Source organism: Trichodesmium erythraeum IMS101 (assembly GCF_000014265.1).
GTDB lineage: Bacteria > Cyanobacteriota > Cyanobacteriia > Cyanobacteriales > Microcoleaceae > Trichodesmium > Trichodesmium erythraeum.
In genome coordinates this window covers 646,671-665,850 of the sequence record NC_008312.1, presented here as the reverse complement: position 1 = coordinate 665,850, position 19,180 = coordinate 646,671, and the positions used below count along the sequence as shown (strand labels likewise).

The 19,180-nt window shown below is 34.3% G+C and carries 11 protein-coding genes and 3 pseudogenes; 3 read left to right on the top strand and 11 right to left on the bottom strand.

Annotation, left to right across the window (positions count from 1 at the left end; translation table 11 throughout):
* Positions 1–474 precede the first annotated feature (474 nt).
* Positions 475–762: pseudogene (locus TERY_RS35995) on the top strand (IS1 family transposase); the annotation flags it as partial.
* 33 nt (positions 763–795) lie between these two features.
* Here TERY_RS35995 and TERY_RS35990 read toward each other — a convergent pair.
* From TERY_RS35990 to dxr, 9 genes and pseudogenes are all read right to left on the bottom strand, one after another.
* Positions 796–957 (bottom strand): annotated as a pseudogene (locus tag TERY_RS35990) (IS5/IS1182 family transposase); the annotation flags it as partial.
* Positions 938–1,333: an IS5/IS1182 family transposase gene (locus TERY_RS01980; RefSeq protein ID WP_370497370.1), complete on the bottom strand. Its 396-nt coding sequence runs from the start codon at positions 1,331–1,333 to the stop codon at positions 938–940. The gene TERY_RS01980 and the pseudogene TERY_RS35990, both read right to left, overlap by 20 nt.
* A 77-nt stretch (positions 1,334–1,410) precedes the next feature.
* Positions 1,411–1,638 carry a transposase gene (locus TERY_RS01975; protein ID WP_011610279.1) on the bottom strand — a complete coding sequence of 76 codons (228 nt, stop codon included), beginning with the start codon at positions 1,636–1,638 and terminating at the stop codon, positions 1,411–1,413.
* 226 nt (positions 1,639–1,864) lie between these two features.
* On the bottom strand, positions 1,865–2,218 hold the full coding sequence (locus TERY_RS01970; protein WP_011610278.1) for a VOC family protein: 354 nt from the start codon (positions 2,216–2,218) through the stop codon (positions 1,865–1,867).
* A 1,522-nt stretch (positions 2,219–3,740) separates the two neighbouring features.
* A complete protein-coding gene (locus TERY_RS24650; RefSeq protein ID WP_011610277.1) occupies positions 3,741–6,809 on the bottom strand; it encodes a DUF4347 domain-containing protein in 3,069 nt (1,022 codons plus the stop codon).
* A gap of 1,137 nt (positions 6,810–7,946) precedes the next feature.
* Positions 7,947–8,096 carry a hypothetical protein gene (locus TERY_RS32100; RefSeq protein WP_155994247.1) on the bottom strand — a complete coding sequence of 50 codons (150 nt, stop codon included), beginning with the start codon at positions 8,094–8,096 and terminating at the stop codon, positions 7,947–7,949.
* A 1,352-nt stretch (positions 8,097–9,448) separates the two neighbouring features.
* Positions 9,449–10,951, bottom strand: coding sequence for a site-2 protease family protein (locus TERY_RS01960; protein WP_011610276.1), 1,503 nt, complete (start codon positions 10,949–10,951; stop codon positions 9,449–9,451).
* Positions 10,952–11,284: 333 nt separating this feature from the next.
* On the bottom strand, positions 11,285–11,722 hold the full coding sequence (locus TERY_RS35985) for a tetratricopeptide repeat protein (RefSeq protein WP_370497369.1): 438 nt from the start codon (positions 11,720–11,722) through the stop codon (positions 11,285–11,287).
* A 21-nt stretch (positions 11,723–11,743) separates the two neighbouring features.
* A pseudogene (gene dxr / locus TERY_RS01955) lies at positions 11,744–12,910 on the bottom strand (1-deoxy-D-xylulose-5-phosphate reductoisomerase); the annotation flags it as partial.
* Positions 12,911–13,570: 660 nt separating this feature from the next.
* On the opposite strand from dxr, the gene TERY_RS01950 reads away from it, so the two are divergent.
* On the top strand, positions 13,571–15,082 hold the full coding sequence (locus TERY_RS01950) for a DUF2079 domain-containing protein (RefSeq protein WP_370496444.1): 1,512 nt from the start codon (positions 13,571–13,573) through the stop codon (positions 15,080–15,082).
* A gap of 276 nt (positions 15,083–15,358) precedes the next feature.
* Entirely contained in the window at positions 15,359–16,921 is a 1,563-nt protein-coding gene (locus TERY_RS01945) for a DUF2079 domain-containing protein (protein ID WP_011610273.1), read from the top strand.
* 551 nt (positions 16,922–17,472) lie between these two features.
* Here TERY_RS01945 and TERY_RS01935 read toward each other — a convergent pair.
* A complete protein-coding gene (locus TERY_RS01935; protein ID WP_011610272.1) occupies positions 17,473–18,201 on the bottom strand; it encodes a uracil-DNA glycosylase family protein in 729 nt (242 codons plus the stop codon).
* Between the two features lie 778 nt (positions 18,202–18,979).
* Positions 18,980–19,150 (bottom strand): hypothetical protein, encoded by a 171-nt coding sequence (locus TERY_RS32095; protein ID WP_155994245.1) that lies wholly within the window; start codon positions 19,148–19,150, stop codon positions 18,980–18,982.
* Between the last annotated feature and the right edge of the window lie 30 nt (positions 19,151–19,180).

The following is a 19,180-nucleotide window of genomic DNA, read 5'->3' as shown; positions in this document are numbered from 1 at the left end:
TAAAAATTCAAGCTGAATTAATCCGATGCTACCGGATTTGATCTTAAACCTCTCCAAAGATTCTCAAGCATTTACTATAATATTAATCATCAAAAATTTTGCTATACTTAGATTGTATATTTTTAAAGATTATTTATTGATGTAGTTGTATTTTTAAGGTTTTATCTGTGATTTATCCTGTTATTTTACGAACTATCAAGAATAGCATTACTTTCGATAAATAGTATAACTATCTTTTAGGGAGCGATCGCTGTTCTCCTCCAGATAGTAGATAGTCATTTTTGAGAGGTTTTGGAGTATTCGAGATAATTATTGTTAATTATTTACCATCTTTCTTTATCCAGTTTTTTTCGGCGTTGGTAGATAGCGGGATGAATCTATTTCAAAAAATAGCTTCTTGGTTTATAATAGTTAACGTCATTAAAACCTGTGATAGTTCAACCTATGTAATATCCTGACTATGCCTGCCAGCATATCCGCAAAAATTGCCATTGACGAGGCAAGCAGAACTATATTTGCGTTGCTTGTAGCCGTCAGTTCATCGAACCTTCTCACCCACGAGGATACAGCGATGATATCAAGAGGCTGTGCTTGAGAATATACATTAACGGTATGGGTATTAGAAGAATTGCCCGGGTGACAGGGATTACACATCCAACTATTATCAATTGGATCAAACACTCCGGGGAACGCTTACCTGATACCTACGACCCAGAACAACTGCCTCAAGTAGGAGAACTTGATGAACTCGAAACTTTTGTTATTTATAGAACCTATTTGGGATCTTTTTGCCGTTCAGGCGATCGCCAATCTCTTAAGCATAAGTCTAACAAAACAAAGATTAATCTTGGTGGTGGCATTCTCAAGAGTTCTTTCAAAGTTTTTGACTAAACTCTTACATCTTTCCATCCAAGAATTAGTTCTTTCAATGACCCATCTAGCTTTGACGGGTACAAAACCCCTTTGTCCCTGCTTCTTCTTCGAGGGCTTTCGAGGGCTTAGGTGAGAGCTTAAACCGAATCTTGGTCATAATCGCTGGATAAATTTTTTTCAACTCAATCGTTAATTTTTCCGGGTGATATCCGTATGTCTGAAGAATAGTGATTTTAGGAATATTGACAGGTTTAGATTTGAAGTAATTAATATTGTCAGACAACATTTCAATTAATCCCACATCATCAGAGACTGATGCTTTAGTACAATGAGTAAAAAAAGGAAAACCGAGGCTATCTACTGCTAGATGCCGCTTGATTCCATTAGTACTCTTGTAAAAGCAAAATCCTTTCGACTCTGTACTTGCATTACAAGTATTTTTGACTGCTTGTGAGTCAATGATGATTAAAGTTGTCCCGGAGCGCTTTTTTTTTTACCTTTTGACGCAGTTGTCCATGTAAAACATCTCTAATCTTCTCAATTACCCCTTCCAATACGCCATTGTTTGTAGTGCCAAAATACCGTCGAATAAGGAGGTAAATCCTTGGGTAAATCACACCAGTTACAACCATTCTTAAGTTGGTAGAGAACACCATCCAATATTTCTCTTTTAGTCCATTTGGGGGGTTTAGTTCTTTTCTTTTTGGGTAACAGGGGTTCAATTATAACCCACTCCTCATCTGTCAAGCTACTAGAATATGGCATTTTCTATCCATTATAGTCTTTCAGAAAGATCCCAAATGGCTTCTATAAGAAAAACAAGGTGTGGTTGTGGACTGCAGTAGAACATTTTCGTCTGGGAATCCTAGTTTTGGTAGTAGGAAACCACAGCGCTGATACTTTTCAACCGTTATGGCAGGCAATAGTCTTTGCATCAAGAAACCAGGTTTTTCAGATATACCTGGTTTCTAGGATAAATAGATATATATTACTACTTACTGACTTTTGTGGGTTGCAAAAGGCTCACTAGATAACCATCTGGAGTGCGCATTGCTGCTACTTTCCCGAATGATGGTTCCCGAACTCTTCCCTCTAATTTAGCCCCCATCGGCTCCAAAGCTGCGATCGCCCCTTGTACATCATCTACATGAAAACTAAGAATCGGAGAATCACTGCCTTGTGGATTTTCCGCTGCATGGAGAGCAATAGTCGTACCGTTCGCATCTAGTTCTGCCCAGCCCGGACTAGCAGTTTTAACCGTTAGTCCCAAGCCTTCCGAGTAAAACTTTACTGATGCCAGTACATCTTTTACCATCAACATCACGTGCTTAAATTCTACAGTCATTGACTATCTCCTTAAATAGCGTTAGCACCCATTATATTTCGTATTATAACATTCTTTATAGTGATATTTTAATGTTGACTTTCTGCTTCCACCAGAACTGTCAGCAGCAGGACTTCCATAGATATTAACTCTTATATTAACTCTTAAGCAGACTGTATTTCTTAAATTGATACTCTCACTCAAATCGCGGTCTATATTTTGTTTGTTATTAAGTTTGAGCTTTGTTTTGATGCATTTCATGTATGCATGAGGGAAGTTTCTTTAAATAATATATTTTTAATTACATTATATCATCATTCTTTGATTAAGTCAATGCTCCACCAGGGCCAAGATAAATATAAGTAAAGCTTATATTTTTATTTTTTTACTTTTAGTTTTTTCATGTATAAGATTAGTGAATTAAGTCAAATCAATCAAAGTACTGCTATCATATCTCAGAGGCTATGGGGTTAGCGGAACGGATTTCTATCCCCCAGTATTGCAGATGCAACATCGCTACTTTCATCCACCTTTTATAAGCATTTAATAGCTGAATGCTTACAGAATAGTAGCATTAATTTTAGTATGAATCATACTTTATGGCGAAAAAGAAAGCCAGAAAAAACTGGATAAAGATGGTAAATAATTAACAATAGAGTTGTTAGGAATTAGGGAAAAAAATGGTTAAAGCCCTGATAATTTGAAGTTTCAGAGTGCTTTTATGTCCCAACTAGCAAAAACTTTATATAGTAAACTTTTGAGCATTTTACATTTTCCCATACCCAACAACTCTAATAATAATTTTGAATACTCCAAAACCTCTCAAAAATGACTATCTACTATCTGGAGGAGAACAGCGATCGCTCCCTAAAAGATAGTTATACTATTTATCGAAAGTAATGCTATTCTTGATAGTTCGTAAAATAACAGGATAAATCACAGATAAAACCTTAAAAATACAACTACATCAATAAATAATCTTTAAAAATATACAATCTAAGTATAGCAAAATTTTTGATGATTAATATTATAGTAAATGCTTGAGAATCTTTGGAGAGGTTTAAGATCAAATCCGGTAGCATCGGATTAATTCAGCTTGAATTTTTAGCCTCCAATAGTCCTAGGTGATAGCTTTTCAGAGAAACTGCTCTTTGAAAACTATTGGACAACACTCAAACCAAACTTCTTCTAAGTCTTCTAGGCTAACAAATGAATGATTTGCTATCGGTTCATTACAGCCCTTTTCAAATTGTCAACTACACGCCATAACCACAACCTTTTAGGGACCTTACATGTAGGGAAGTTGCATAAAAGCGTCCCTACTGTGGTCTACTAACATGAAAAATCCTGTAATTAGAGACCATAAAATCTCCGGATGTTCTAATTTTATTATTACTTTTACAGGACTACCATCAATTTTTATGACACCTTGAATATTTTCCTAGGAGCAGTTTTCACTTTTGCAGACTACATAGCTCCTGCTGAGTGCCAACATCTCTGTACTCATACTTCATGAAAACTGCTCTCAACTGCTCAAATTCCCTCAAGCTCTGACTAGGAAATCATCTGCACTCAAAGATGCTTCATTAGATAACAGGGCAAAGCTACCCCCATCTCCCAAGCCATTTTCAACTCCATTAGGATTATAATATAATGTACTATTGGCTGAGTTATAAACGATCGTAGCATCAGCGCTAAATACATCAGTTTCATTATCCACCACAGCAAATTCGCCTTCATCTAGACTTTCTCCAGGAGTAGTCTTAATGGCAGTGAACACTGTTACATCCAAGATAATTTTATCTGGGCCAGATACAAAATCAGTAATTTCATCCACACCTAAATCTGCTTCACTAAATGTTTTATTGGCAGCAAAGATAAATTTATCCTGACTCGCTCCACCACTGAGCAGATCGTCATCCTTTCCTCCATTCAGGCGATCGCGACCGATACCACCCTTCAGATTATCTTCTCCACTGCCACCAAGCAAAATATCGAAACCTTGCCAACCAATTAAGGTATCATTACCACTATTCCCCTTTAAAGTATCGTTTTCATAACCACCTTTGAGAATATCGTTACCATCACCACCTTTGAGAAGATCATCACCCCGGTTACCATAGAGTTCGTCATTACCACCAAAGCCAGAAATAACATCATTACCCCCCTTACCTTGCCGAATATCGTCTTCTGAAGTTCCATGGACTAAATCCTTCCCACTAGAAGAAACACCTCTTAAAATTTCATTACCAGAAATCTCATCAACTAACTCAATATAGCCTTTGCCAACTACTCCTACTTCGTCTGCAAAAAAGTTTTTGAGGGTCAGGTCCTCCGCTGTTTGGAAACTGCCATCTTGGTTAACATCTATAATTAGATCGTTATCTTCTCTATGCAAATTTGACATAGAAGTTTCCATACCTTCAAGAGTCAAAGTTTCGCGACCAGCCAATTCTTTAATCTCAACACCTCCTACATCAGCGGCATCCAATTCAAATAATTCATTACCTGTACCGCCAGAAAGTACATCATCTTCGGCATCTGCTAAAGTTCTCACAGGTAATATTTGGCCCCGAATATCACCAGGGTCAAAATTTTGCTTTGTTTGTACCTGAACGTAGAGATTCCCATGAAATAGGTGAACTAGAGAAGTAGTCACGGGAGTAGTTGCCGACCTTTGAGCAGGAGGTAAAATAGCTATTTCCCCATCCAAAATATCATCTCCTTCTAGGAGACTTACTTGAGCAGTGCTGCTTTCTTCCTGAAATTCCTGAAATATAGTGATATTTTCTGTGAACTCAACTGTAGTACCGTTCTCAAATTTAAGTTTAGTTCCCTCAAAAATGTCAAGTTCATCTTGAGGTTCCCCATCTTGCAGCTTGATACCTAAAGTACCATTACTATTATCGTAAGCCTCAATAACTTCAATTTTTAATTCAGGGCTTTTTCTATCACCATAAGTGCCACCAGATTTCGGCTCAGAATGGCGAGTAAAATTGGTAGCAGCATCAGACCAATCCCATTTACCTGTAATCGTTTCATTTTCGTAGTCGATCTCAATATCATTGTCATCTTCGGACGCCACCCCAAAGATATTAAAAACGTGATCCCCATTAATACCATAGTCGCGGTGGTGAAGGTTGATTTTGGTGACTGCATTATCAGCTGTACGTTCTGCAGGGTCTTCAATTAGATCGATTCCATTTAATTCAATCGTATATTCTATTTCTGTCTGGTCTGCATTCAGCCTAAAAGTTGCAATTCCTGTAGCATCTGACTCTACTCCATCGTTTTGACTGCTATCTAAGAAAGCTTTAAATTCTTGAGCAGGTTCAGTTATCCCGAAGTTTTCCAGCAAATAGTTTTGAGCCTCCAGAATAGTATTTTGGTCTGCATCTGGGGCGGGAGAGAGGTTTTGATTGTAGAGAATATAAATAGGATCGGAAGGAATACTATCAGGAACGTTAGTCTCAACTTCGACTTCCAAGAGGTAAAGTCCGTCATCAATACCTGTAGTTGAAGTCCCTTCCTGTAATTCCATGATGTAATGCCAGTGGTCTCTACCTGCCTCGCGAATTTCTGAATAATAGTAAGGTTCTCCCTTTACAACACCTTCCCCTGTGGTGACTTCATTTACCAATTCCCTGAATTGATCTTCGTTGATGACTGACTTTTTTTGTTGAGACCAGGTCATTACCTCTCCACCTGTAGCCACAAAATCTTCACCATTCCATACCTTCAGTTCATCTAGAAAGTTGACTTGGAAATAGGTATTGCGTTCGGGAACGAAAGAATCATCGGCGGGACTCCCGTCTAAAGGAGTCTCATAGAACATATATGCCTGTGGTGTGAACCCTGGAAAAGAGGATGCATTATCAGTATAGCTATACTCAAAGGCAGTATCTGATTCTGGTACTAATCGCTGATCCGAAATCCCAACTGAACCTAAAGTGAGATAGTCATTAGAAAATATGTTTGTGTAGCCGTTACTCACCATATCATCTTTGCCAAGATAGGCTCTGACTTTACCTGTTTCATCTTGGCCAAGATAGAATTGTAAGCCGTGAAATACTCCAGGATAATCCTGAATAACTTGTGGTAAAAAAGCTATCTCTGAAGCAACTGAACCAATGCGACTTTCTAAATCCCAAGTTCCCCCTTTTAATGGGTTGCCTACCTGATGTTTTGAAGCAGCAATATTGGCTCCAGTGAATTTATGTAAAAGTTGGAGCAAGTTATCTGATTGACTGGCAATATTACAACTATAGAGTAATATATCGACAATTCCCCATTCTTGGAGATATCCGGTATATTTGGGAAGATTCTGCTCGCTTATTGGTGTTTTTCCCAAATATAAAATGCCAGGGTCGCCGTGACAAACAATATGTAAACTATTAGTTGGGTAATTAGATAAAAGTTCGGTAATTTGTTCTATACCATCACGCTTAGGGTCAATTAAAGCTACTTTTGTTTCTGGAGTAACTCCTGTAGTTAACTGGCGATAATTTTCCACTCTCGTGTCAATTACCATTAATCTTTTCTGCTGTCGCACTTGCTGCAAATTTTGGTTGATTTCTATTGATTCTGTAGCTTTTTTTAAGATTGAGTTCATCTTGACAAATCCTCAAATTGATAAAAATTTCTAATAAAGGAATCCTAATTTCTCTCTAAATTTTTTGTCAAAAGACAATTTGTCAAACATTAAGTAACTATAAAGTATTGGAGCTGAATTTTAAATTTGTCTTATAGTTTTTATTTTCCATTTTTTATCTTTGCAAACTAATACCAGGAAGATAAATTTTTGCTATAAATTTTGCTATAAATATTTACGCTACCACTATTGACTCATGAGAGTAAAGCAACCTTTTTAACCAATATCATGAGATAAAATAGAGTCAGCAATTTATATGGCTAAATCTGGTAGTTGCGTGGTATCAAGATTAGTAATAGCTGTTCCCTTTGGTTTTAATCCCGCACGTTCCTCGATATAACTAAGATATATCTGGTTGACACTCTCTAATATCTGTCATCCTATAACTACAGTTATCCAAACTATTGAAAACAGTACTTTTAATAGTGCAAAAAAGATTAATTGCAAATAGAATAGTTGCATGATCTTTGGAATGGTCAGGCCTTATTGCCATAGTTTTAATTTTGATGCGCTCGTTGTAGTAATAGCACTTAGCTTTTTTATAGGTAAGGTTTTCCTTCATCTGGATAAATTCATCCTAGGTACCTATTACCCACGTATTTGTTGGGAGTTTTGTCTCAATCATATTATGTATAGTTATTTCCAATTTTTTAACTTCTATAGCTCGCGGGGTGACAAGCTAGTTAAAAGCTATATATACAAAAGGATTTACCTTCAGGAACTGAAGAATATTTCAACAAAAAGAAAACACTTATTGAGAAATGTTGGGGTGTAGTGCGTTCAAAGAAAGAAGGCATTACACCCCCTAGCTAAGTTAAATTATTATTCAAGTAGTACTGAAGAATAATATTATGAAAAAACTCACTTTTAAATTAATCGTTAATCAAAAAATATAGTCTAATTCACTACTATATTCATCGCTTTGATCCCCATCTAATAATATAGAAATTTATTATAATTAAGCCTCATTAAAATTTCTACTAATTTCCCAGTAAAATCATAATTTATTGCCCAATAAATACAAGATAATCCTACAAAAAACTAGTTTTTTTCTTTATTTATTTCTTGTTAACCTTTTTTATTAGTTATCAATATATATTATTGAACTCCTTTATTTTTAATTTTTTGTCCTTTTAAAAAACTAGTTGTGTATAAAATAGCTATTAATAAAATTAAATTATTCAGTCTTCTTTCATTAGCTTTAGCTGCTTTTAAATTAGAATCACCCCTTTTATAATCCTTAAACATTGCTTCTATCCTGATTCTCTGGCCATAGTTTTTTTTACTTTAACTACAGATGATAAAGTTGATTTTTTTTGTCTCAAAATAAAATATATATCTTGTTTTTAATATTTTTTCAACCAATAGTATAGAAAAATACTATGGGGATCTTTATTTGTAGTTATAGTTACTTTATGTACTTTCAATAATTTTAACACAGGGCGAATTACTCTTTTTTATTTCGCTTACTTTATAATTTTATTGGTAGGAAAAAATAACTACTTGATTTTGATATTTGTACGTTTTTATGTACTAATAATATTTGTAATATTACTACTTAAGATGGGCTCATTTTTTGCTGAATATGGTTTTGATAAAAGCCTAATATATTCACTTTTATTTATTTTTATTTGTAATTACCAACCCTTTTTTATCATATTTTTAACTATTTCAAAAAACTTTTAAAATGAATAAAAAATTAACTCAAAATTTTGGGGTATAGTGCTTTCAAAGAAGGAACGTACTATACCCCAACATTTCTCAATAAGTATTTTCTTTTTGTTGAAATATTTTTCAGTTCCTAAACGCAAAATATTCTATATATAGCTTTCAACTAGCTTGTCACCCCGTGAGAGCTCATACCATGATAAAAATTGGATAAAAATTGCATTTGGGTCAGTCTATATGTGTAAGTGGACTGACTTTGTTTAGCATAAAATGTAACTGATGGCCATAGTCTACTGATTGAAATAAAAATTAACTAAAATTGGGGGAGAAGGGGTGGGCTTGCTTCGCAAACCCACCCCTCCTCTAAGAATGATTATCATGATCTGACTCGAAAAATCCATATTTTCTACAGAGCTTTAATCCAAGAAACCCTTATCCCAAAGTAGCTTTGAAGTACTTGTCACCCCGTGAGGTGAGCATTCCTACAATATGTCGTTTCCTACAAGGACACAAACGCTCCTCACAAAAAAACTAAGCACAGTTCTCAGGTTAAAACTAAAGCTTTACAGGAGTCAAGAAAGGACAAACTTGTTTCCATTGGTGGCCTCAAACTAGGGCTGTTCAATTATAAACGATCGCCGGAACATAATATTAGGTGGTTGGCGAGCACCATGCATTTAGCTATCAATCTGAATATATATCTATACTGTAATAATTGTGGCTTTATTATAAGTAATCATCCGAACATAATATAACCTCATCTGTTTTCATTCTACACCCCATCTATCTCTGCTTAGAGCTCTAAAAGCCTCTCATAATAAACTATCGCGCTATTTTTTTCTAAACCTTCAATAGACAACAAATTTTAGAAAGAAACAGCCCCCCCTAAAAGAGTAGGGGAGGGTTAACTTTTGACTTGTGTAAGCCCAAGATTAACTACCAATACCCAACCTACCAGCTAAACCTGGAGTTAGAGGAAACAAAGTAGCGATCGCAAAAAATAAAGCCAACAAACACAAACCTGCCCGACCATCATCCGGTTCTACCAATTCATTTAAACAAGGCCGTTCTAAATTTCGCTGTAATACCAAAATAATAATCGCCCAATACAACGCCAAAGGATTAACCAAAGAAGCAAATACCAATACTATAAAAGTAAATAATGTTGCTCTACCTGCCACTTTCCGACCATAAATTGCTTGCAGAATTCTACCACCATCTAACTGACCTGCTGGCATCAGATTAATTGCTGTAATAACTAAACCCAACCAACCTATAATTGCTAGTGGGTGAATATCTACTATACTCTGATGTACTGCCGGACCTAAAATCACCCGTGCTAAAGTTCCTACCAAAACAGAAGCTTTAAAAAATTCTGATGGCATCTGAAACAGACTACCTTCATGGGAAAGTAACAAACCCCCTAATAGCATTGCCAAAGAAATTATTCCTCCAACAGCAGGTCCGGCAAAAGCCACATCAAATAGAACTTTTCGGTTAGGGAGTATTGACTCGAAACGGTTAACCGAACCAAAACTACCAATTTGCCAAGCGGGCAGAAAAAACGGCCAACTAAAGCGAACATTGTGAAGTTTTGCTAAAACTTGGTGAGCAATTTCGTGACCACCCAAAACTATCCACAGACCAATTACAATGGGTAATGCTTCTTGATATCTCATGGGTTGGTTGAAAAAGTCAAACCCCAACAATAACCCACCCGCTTCAAAACTGGTGGCAATAGTCGCAAGTAATAGAATAACTGCCAGAATTTTTTGGGATGTAGTGGCAGGTAATGGGTCATTTTTGCTTGGTAAAAGAATTACTACTGGTTTAGCTTCTGGACTTTCCAATAAAAATAGTCTGTAGCGATCGCCAAGTTTTTCGGCCAATTTTGCTGATAATTTAGTATAAACCTTTTCTATATCTCCCCGTAAATTACCCTTGAAAATAGCTCCTTCTTGATAGGGGATAGTTTCGGTAATAAAAAAGGTATCAATACCAAAAATGTCTTTTACTTTTTGTAAGTCTTCAGTGGAAATAGGAAGAAATTCTAGAGTTTCTTCTTTTTTCTCTTCCCTATTTACTAATTCAGTTTTCTCTTCACTAGAAGACTCTTGTAAGGAGTTACTAATAGGTTTAATATCAGGTTTATTTTCTGTTTCTTGAGCTGCTATTATTCGTAATTGCCAACCCAAATAGATGTACAATCCTGTACAAGCCACTAACATAAATAGAATCAATACTAAATTCAGATAAATTCCCGCAGCAAATAGAACAAAAAACACTAGCCAAGGTGTCATTAATACTACTGATTGTAACCAACCTAAAATGCCAGTTTTTCCATAAGGCCTAGCCCTGTAGTATCCCCAGCCCAGAATTCCCATAGCAATTAAAGCTACTATTATTGTAGTCGTATTTTCGGATGTTGTATACATAATCTATATGAGAGTATAAAGTTAAAAGTCAAAAGTAATAGTTTTCCTATAGATATATAGAAAAATTATTTTATTCTCGAAATAAATAGCTTCCTTGTTTATTTTTTTTATTGTTTATAACTATTGTTTGAATAATTTAAAAACTTAATTTTTTACTACTATGATTGTTTTGTTTAAATAGTAGATAATAATTCCAGTTTGGATTAGTATATATTTGCCTAATTACTTACCCCAATAAAATCTTCTTAATTAATTTATTTTTAACTTCAGATATTGCTGATAATAATTAAGTGAATCATTATTTTATCTTTCTAGAAAAATGATTATATCAACTTACTCCTGTCGTAACTTTTCCGTAGTTTCTGAGTTAACATGAACATGACTCCAATTCTTGGTAGGTGTATAATTTGGATCTAGTTTAATTGCTTGATCATAATCAGCGATCGCTTCCCTACTATCTCCAGCTTTTCGCAGTACATTTTCCCGACTATAATAAGCTTTTGGATGACTTGAATCTATTTTAATTGCCTCATTATAATCAGCAATTGCTCCCTCATAGTCTTCTAATTTATCTTTAGCATCACCCCTATAAATATAAGCATCTATATGACTGGAGTCTATATCTATTGCTCGATCAAACTCTGCTAAAGCTGATTGATAATCTTGTTGTTCATATTTAGCTAATCCCCGCTGATAAAAATCATTAAATTCTATCTGCTCATTTTCGATTTTTGTAAATATTTCTGTGGGATTTTCCTCAAGATTAACCAAACTTAAATTTATTAGAGAATTATTTACTATACTACTTGCTGCTAAAACCTCTTTTCTTGCCCATTTATCTGCTGCCAAAATATCATCTAGACTAGGATTTTCTTGATAATTTGAATTATGCTTTTCACAGACATATTCAATCAATTTTGGAATATCCAAAAATGCTATTTTTTCTTCTAAAAACAATGCTACAGCCTGTTCATTTGCAGCATTCAAAACTCCAGGCATAGAACCACCCATACGACCAGCTGTATAAGCTAACTGAATGCAAGGATATTTCAAATTATCAGGTTCCTTGAAAGTCAAACTTCCAGCTTTAACTAAATCTAACTGTTTCCAATCAGTATAAATTCTTTCCGGCCAAGATAAAGCGTAAAGCAAAGGCAAACGCATATCCGGCCAACCTAGTTGAGCTAAAACAGAAGTATCTTGTAACTCAATTAAAGAGTGAATTATGCTTTGAGGATGAATTACTATATCAATATTATCATAATTCAATCCAAACAAATAATGAGCTTCAATAACTTCCAAACCTTTATTCATCATTGTAGCAGAATCAACGGTAATTTTCTTACCCATTGACCAGTTAGGATGTTTAATAGCATCTGCCACTTTTACTTTTGATAATTTCTCAATCGGCCAATCTCGAAAAGCACCACCAGAAGCAGTTAAAATAATTCTGCGCAAACCCTCTAATGGTAAACCTTGAAGACATTGAAAAATTGCTGAATGTTCTGAGTCTGCTGGTAATAATTTGACTCTATATTTTTCAATTAAAGGATTAACAACTGGACCTGCTGCAATAAGTGTTTCTTTATTTGCTAAAGCAATATCTTTGCCTGCTTCAATAGCAGCAATAGTAGGCAATAAACCAGCACAACCAACAATACCAGTTACGACTACTTCTGATTCCCCATATCTAGCTACTTGTATAACACCATCTTGGTCAGCAACCAATATAGGCTGAGGCTGCAAGTCAGCAATGGCCTCTTGTAGTTCCCTAAATTTGGACTTATCATTAATAGCAACAATTTGAGGGCAAAATTGTCTGACCTGTTGGGCTAATATTTCTACATTACTTCCAGCAGCTAACCCAATAACTCGAAATTTGTTTGGGTTGTGAGCCACAATGTTCAAAGTTTGAGTACCAATAGACCCTGTAGATCCTAAGATTGTAATTGGTTTCATATTGTTTGTTTTTAGGAAATTGTCCACAATTCCACTATACGATTCATTGGTCATTTTGTGTTAAGAGCTAGTTTGCTAGAGTCATAAATTTTAGCCATTCAGATTTTTAATATAAAAAGGGAAATCATTATTTTAATCACAATACTATAATAGTTTTAGTCTCAGCTTAACCCTATTAATTTATGACTTTAAAAACTGAGTAAATCTTTCCAGTATTTTCCCAATAAGCTATTACATAAAAAATAATTTCTGTGAAATATGAATAATTTAGTCAAGGAAATACGTGAATTTATTTCACTTATTAAAAATTACATAATTCATAAGTATTATGACTTGATAATTAATCAAAAGGCATTTAAAAATCTTTTGTAAAGCCAAATTTTAGATCTCTGAATCTACCACATTTCATGCTTCAAAACCTAATATAAAAAATCAAAATAGGGAAACCATCGCATTGGTCACCTAGAGAAGTTAGGAGGGAGTAGTTGTCCCCAATAGTTGAAATCAATTAATTATTGAAATTATTTATACTTAATATTTTCCTGATAATTTAACTCTTACAAAGGCCAGTAAACATAATTGATAAAGTATAAATACTTATAGAGTCGCCAGTTTTTGTACTTTGTGCTACTTTTTCTGTTACAAATTGACTTGGGGAACGTGGGACTTAAAAATATGATGCTTTTGCCACCACTTATTGTGAGCAGGATAATAATTCTAGCAACTTTAATTTTCTTTATCTGTAGTAGTTTACGTCACGCCTTCTTTTGCTCTACTGGGTTTGACTTGGGTATTTATGACCAAGTTGTATATTTGATTAGTCAAGGAAAATCTCCCATTTCTTCTTTTTTGGGATATCACCATTTGGGAAATCATGCTGCTTGGGCTGTCTATCCTTTAGGATTATTTTATATGATTCATCCTGATATTCATTGGCTACTCTTACTACAAGCTGTATGTTTAGCCTTAGGAAGTTGGCCTACTTGGTGTTTGGCCAGATTAGCAGGGTTAAATCAAGGACAAGCAGTAGCGATCGCCATTTCCTATCTTTTATACCCAGTAATTTTTAATATTAATTTATTTGATTTTCACCCAGAAGTAATGGCTTTACCTGCTATTTTAGGAGCAATTTTAGCAGCGAGACTAAAACGTGTTTTATGGTTTTGTATAGCTATTATTTGGGTATTAGGTTGTAAAGCAGTTTTATCATTAACTATAGTTTTTATGGGTTTCTGGTTACTCGCTTTTGAAAAACGTAAGTTTTGCGGTTTAATTGCTATTTTTTTAGGCATTTTATGGTTTATAGTTGTAACTCAAGGAATTATTCCTTTTTTCAGTGGTAAAGAAGTAGCTGGAGTCGGGCGTTATAGTTATCTGGGAGATTCTGTTGTGGGAATTATAATTAATATTTTCCTACAACCAGGAGTAGTGTTAGGCAGAATATTATCTTGGGAAAGTATCAAATATATTTTTCTGTTATTTTTACCTGTAATTTGGGGAATATTTCCATTACTTCAGACAAATAAGGCTGTTTTACCTAATCTTATCCCTCTCATTCCAACTATTCCGACAATTATCTTGAATGCTCTGTCTGAAGTATCATTTCAGAAAAGCTTAAATTATCAGTATTCTTTACCTGCAATTAGTTTTTTATTATTAACAATAATTTCCTGTCTAGCAGCAGCTTCTGAAATAGAAAATCAAAGTATTCAGATAAAATCAACTTGGATAATTAAGTTAGAAATTCCTAAATTTAATCTGAGATTACCAATACCAAATTTTCAATACCCCCGCATAATTATTTTGTGGTCTACTTTAATATTTCTGTTGTTTGGTAATGTAGCCAGTTTATTTTCTTATCCTCGTAGCTTTGATACTTGGCAAGCTACCAATAATGCAATTACTTACATTAAAACTCAAGGTGGGGTACTCACAGATAATCGATTAGCACCTCATTTTACTCATCGTTCAATGGTCAAGTTATTGAATCAAATAGAGCCAGATAATTTAGATGAATTCGATTATGTAGTTTTGAATTTACGTCATCCCTGGCCAGATACTAAGGATACTGGTATTATCCTTTCTAAAAATCTCCAAAACAACCAAGAATGGGAATTAAGTTATCAAAAAAATGATGTAATAGTATTTCAAAGAAAAGAATTCAAAAGTTAAAAGTTAAAATTTAAAATTTAAAATTTAAAATTTATCTTTGAAAAAAAACAAGGCTGCTAAAAAAATAGTTTTTAGTATGCCTTAATTCCTAAGATATATTATAATTTAGCCATATTAATAGCTTGAATTATAACTATTAAAATGGCAATAATTAAATAATTAAAACCTAATTTTATCTCTCAAAAAATATCCAATTATTTGTTTTTATTATAACTTGAGCCCTATCTATAACTTAGGAATCAAGTCACACTACGATCTGTAATTATAACTACTCAAATGGTAATTATTAAACGATTAAAATCTGATTTTATATTTCAAATAACTATTATTGCTGCCATAATTTTATTTATCTGTAGCACAGTGCGTCACTTATTATTTCAATCTACTGCTTTTGAAATGGGAATTTATGACCAAGTTACTTATTTAATAAGTCAAGGTTTACCTCCAATTTCTTCCTTTTTAGAAGTACATCATTTGGGAAATCATGCTGCTTGGGCAATGTATCCAGTGGCATTATTTTATAAAATTTATCCTTCAGTTTATTGGCTATTACTAATACAAGCAATTTGTTTAGCAATAGGAACCTTACCTACTTGGAGTTTAGCCCGTTATTCAGGGTTAAATAAAAAACAAGCTTTTGCCATAGTAATGGTTTATTTATTATACCCAGTAGTGTTTAATCTCAACTTATTTGATTTTCATCCAGAGGTAATGGCATTGCCAGCAATATTAGGAGCAATTTTAGCAGCAAAATTAGATAAAACCGTATGGTTTTGTTTAGCTATTATCTGGGTTTTAGGCTGTAAAGATGCCTTATCTTTACCTGTAGCTGCTATGGGTTTTTGGTTATATTTCTATGAAAAAAAGCGAGTATGTGGTGCCATAGCTTTGTTTGCTGGTGTGACTTGGTTTATTATCGCTACTCAAATACTAATACCTTATTTTAAGGATGGTCAACCGCCAGGAGGAATAGGACGTTATCGATATTTAGGTAACTCCATACCAGAAATTTTATTGAATCTTTTTTTAAGACCTGAACTGGTGTTTGGTAGATTAATTTCTCTTAAAACTTTAGAATATTTATTTTTGCTAAATCTACCGATAATTTGGTGGCTTGCTCCTAAATATTTAGCTCCTTTAATAGCTGCTTCTCCAGTTTTGGCACTAAATATTCTCTCCGATATTGATGCTCAACGAGATTTAATTCATCAGTATTCTTTGCCAATATTGCCTTTTTTATTAATGGCTGTAATTTATACTATTGCTGATGGTAAATGTGGTTTATGGTATTGGCTATGGAATTTACGCCGATCCCAAAAAAAAGAAGCTAAAAATATATCTACAATTGTTAGTCAACTATTACCAAAATTTATCATAATTTGGTCTTGTATCGGATTTTTAGCTTTAGCTAAATATGGTTATTTTTGGTCTATTTACTTAGATTATTTAGATACTTGGCAAGCTACACGAACTGCGGTGAATATAATTCAGACAAAAGGTAGTGTTTTAACTACTTCAGAAATTACTCCTCATTTAAGTCATCGTCAGTTTATTAAGTTAATTATTGAAGAAGAAGAATTACCTAGAGATGAAGCCTTAGCTGAGTATGACTATGTATTAATAAATGTACGTCATCCTGGTTGGAAAAGTAGTCAAGAATATGCGCGAAAATTAGTAGATAAACTCAAGGTTAATTCAGAATTTCAGCTTAGTTACCAAAAAGATGATGTTTATTTATTTGAAAAAGATAGTAGGGCGAAGCGCAAGTCAAAAGTAATTTCTGAGGTCGGGGTTAGGGTGGGGTTTCCTACTCTCCCTTTTTCTTCACAAATCATTTAGGATATATAGTAATTTCAAATCGTTTCTATGAAGTTATGTTTGGAGAACAACAAATTAAAAAATATAAATTCAACTTTACTAATGAAAAATAAAGGTCTACTTATTCTGGTACCTGAGACTATTAAACATAATAATTTATTGATTAATAAAAGAAGTCGAAATACTGAAAATACTATGAACTTTATTAAATTTTTACAAAAGTTGAGCAATATTTTGGGATAGATTTACGGATAATAATTTCCGAGAATTTAGATAATATTTAATGACAAAAAATCGCTGAAAAACCCGAAAAATAGTGGTGGATAAATTATACAAAATTTGCTCCGAATACCTCGGAGCAAAATTCTGTTGAAAATATTTGTTGACCAGCCCAAAATTTCATCAAACAATTTGATTTATTATGTTTGTAGTTATTTGAAAATAATTAAGTTATTTGAAGTTTTTTTGTGCTCTGGTCAAATATTCAACTTTGTCAAACTTTTTTAGTATGGAATTTTGCCACAACCAATGGGTAGACTGCTATATAGATCTAATTAATTCTGATTTGTTGTTCAAAAATCAAAAGAATTACTATCACTTTGAAGCTCTTCTAATTTTTGCTTAACTGCTTGAATATCTTGCCACATCAACCACTTTGGTTTACCAGGTTCCCTAGAGGGGTTACGCAAAAGATAAGCTGGATGAAAAATAGGCATACAAAGTCGCCCCTCCCATTCTATCCATTGACCTCGAATTTTAGTAATACCTCGCTTATCTCCTGTTAAAGCTTTAACTGCCGTTGCCCCAGTTAAAAGAATAATTTTCGGGTTGACAAGACGTATTTGTTCCAATAGGTAGGGTTTACAAGCTCCTACTTCTTTGAGAGTAGGAGTCCGGTTTTCTGGTGGACGACATCTAATGGCATTAGATATATAAACGTGGCGATCGCTACTTAACTCCACAGACTGCAAAATTTTATCAAGCAGTTGCCCAGACTTACCTACAAAAGGGAGACCTTGTTCATCTTCATTTTGACCGGGCGCTTCCCCAATAACCATAATTTCTGCTTCGGGGTTGCCACGACCAATGACAGCATTAGTCCGGTTTTCTCCTAGTTCACATCTACGACATTGGTTACAATGAAATGTTATTTGCTCCATTGTTTTATAGACTCCAGATGGAATAGGAATCTTAACATCTGTGGGAATAAGATTAAATTCCAAGTCGGAATTAGGGGTAGATACTAAGGAGTCATCATTGTTTGACCACTCAAAAAGACTGAGTTGTTTTTCACTAGACATAATTCAGTTATTAGTTGTCAATTATTAATTGTCAGTTGTCGTTTTTTAGTTATCAAAATGCAAAAGTCAAAAATAAATAGAAAGTTTCAAAATTAAAGGCCATTAGTTAAAATGTAAGTACAAATAGATTGTAGATTAAGGTTGACTGTCATTAGTTGGGTCAAAGAAGCTAAGATTACAACAAGACCCTTTAACCAATAGTTAAAACTCATGCTGATAGAGGCTCAATTCCTCTTCACTCAGCTAGGGAGTAACCTCGTAGCTCAAGTTTAACGGATATGCAACCATTACTCTCCGTGCATGGGCTAAAAGCAGATAAGTTTTAAAAACTAAGTGCAAGACTACCAGAGAAGTCAGTTAAGGTGAAAAAAGATGAATCTTGTTAAACATTTCCTAGGTCATGCTGCGCAAAAGTCAACCTAAAACAGGGTAATTGCCCTGGTATTTCCTGTAGCCAAAATGGTGGAGCTCATGTCCCTTTAATTTTTCAATTCCCTTAAGGACTAGCTGGCAAGTTTCAGGTGACTCAGGACACCTAATACTAACAATAAACTGGCTATGGAAATTCCCTACCTAATCTCTTGTGTATTCTGATGAGGGTAGGGAAAGCTTAAGCAAAAGATACAAGGAATAAGAATATCCTAAGAAGCCAAAGCCTATTAGAAATTAATAGGATATGCAGACGTAGGATAGGTGTCTAACACACAGAGAGAGAAAGTCTGACATGAACCGTTAAACGCCAAAAATAGCAAATAACCTCGGTTATAGGGAAAAAATCTCAGAAAAAACCATGCAATTCTAGAGCAAGAGCCGTTTGAGGAGTCACATTCTCACCCACGGCGCGTGAAGCAGAGGTGAGGGATAGTAATACCCCTGTTGACTGTATAGAAACTCTAGCTTTGTTCTCGTCATAGTAAGCTAACAAACAGTTATTGGTGTTAGGTTTCACTATAATTATACCTAAGTTAAATTTTTTAGG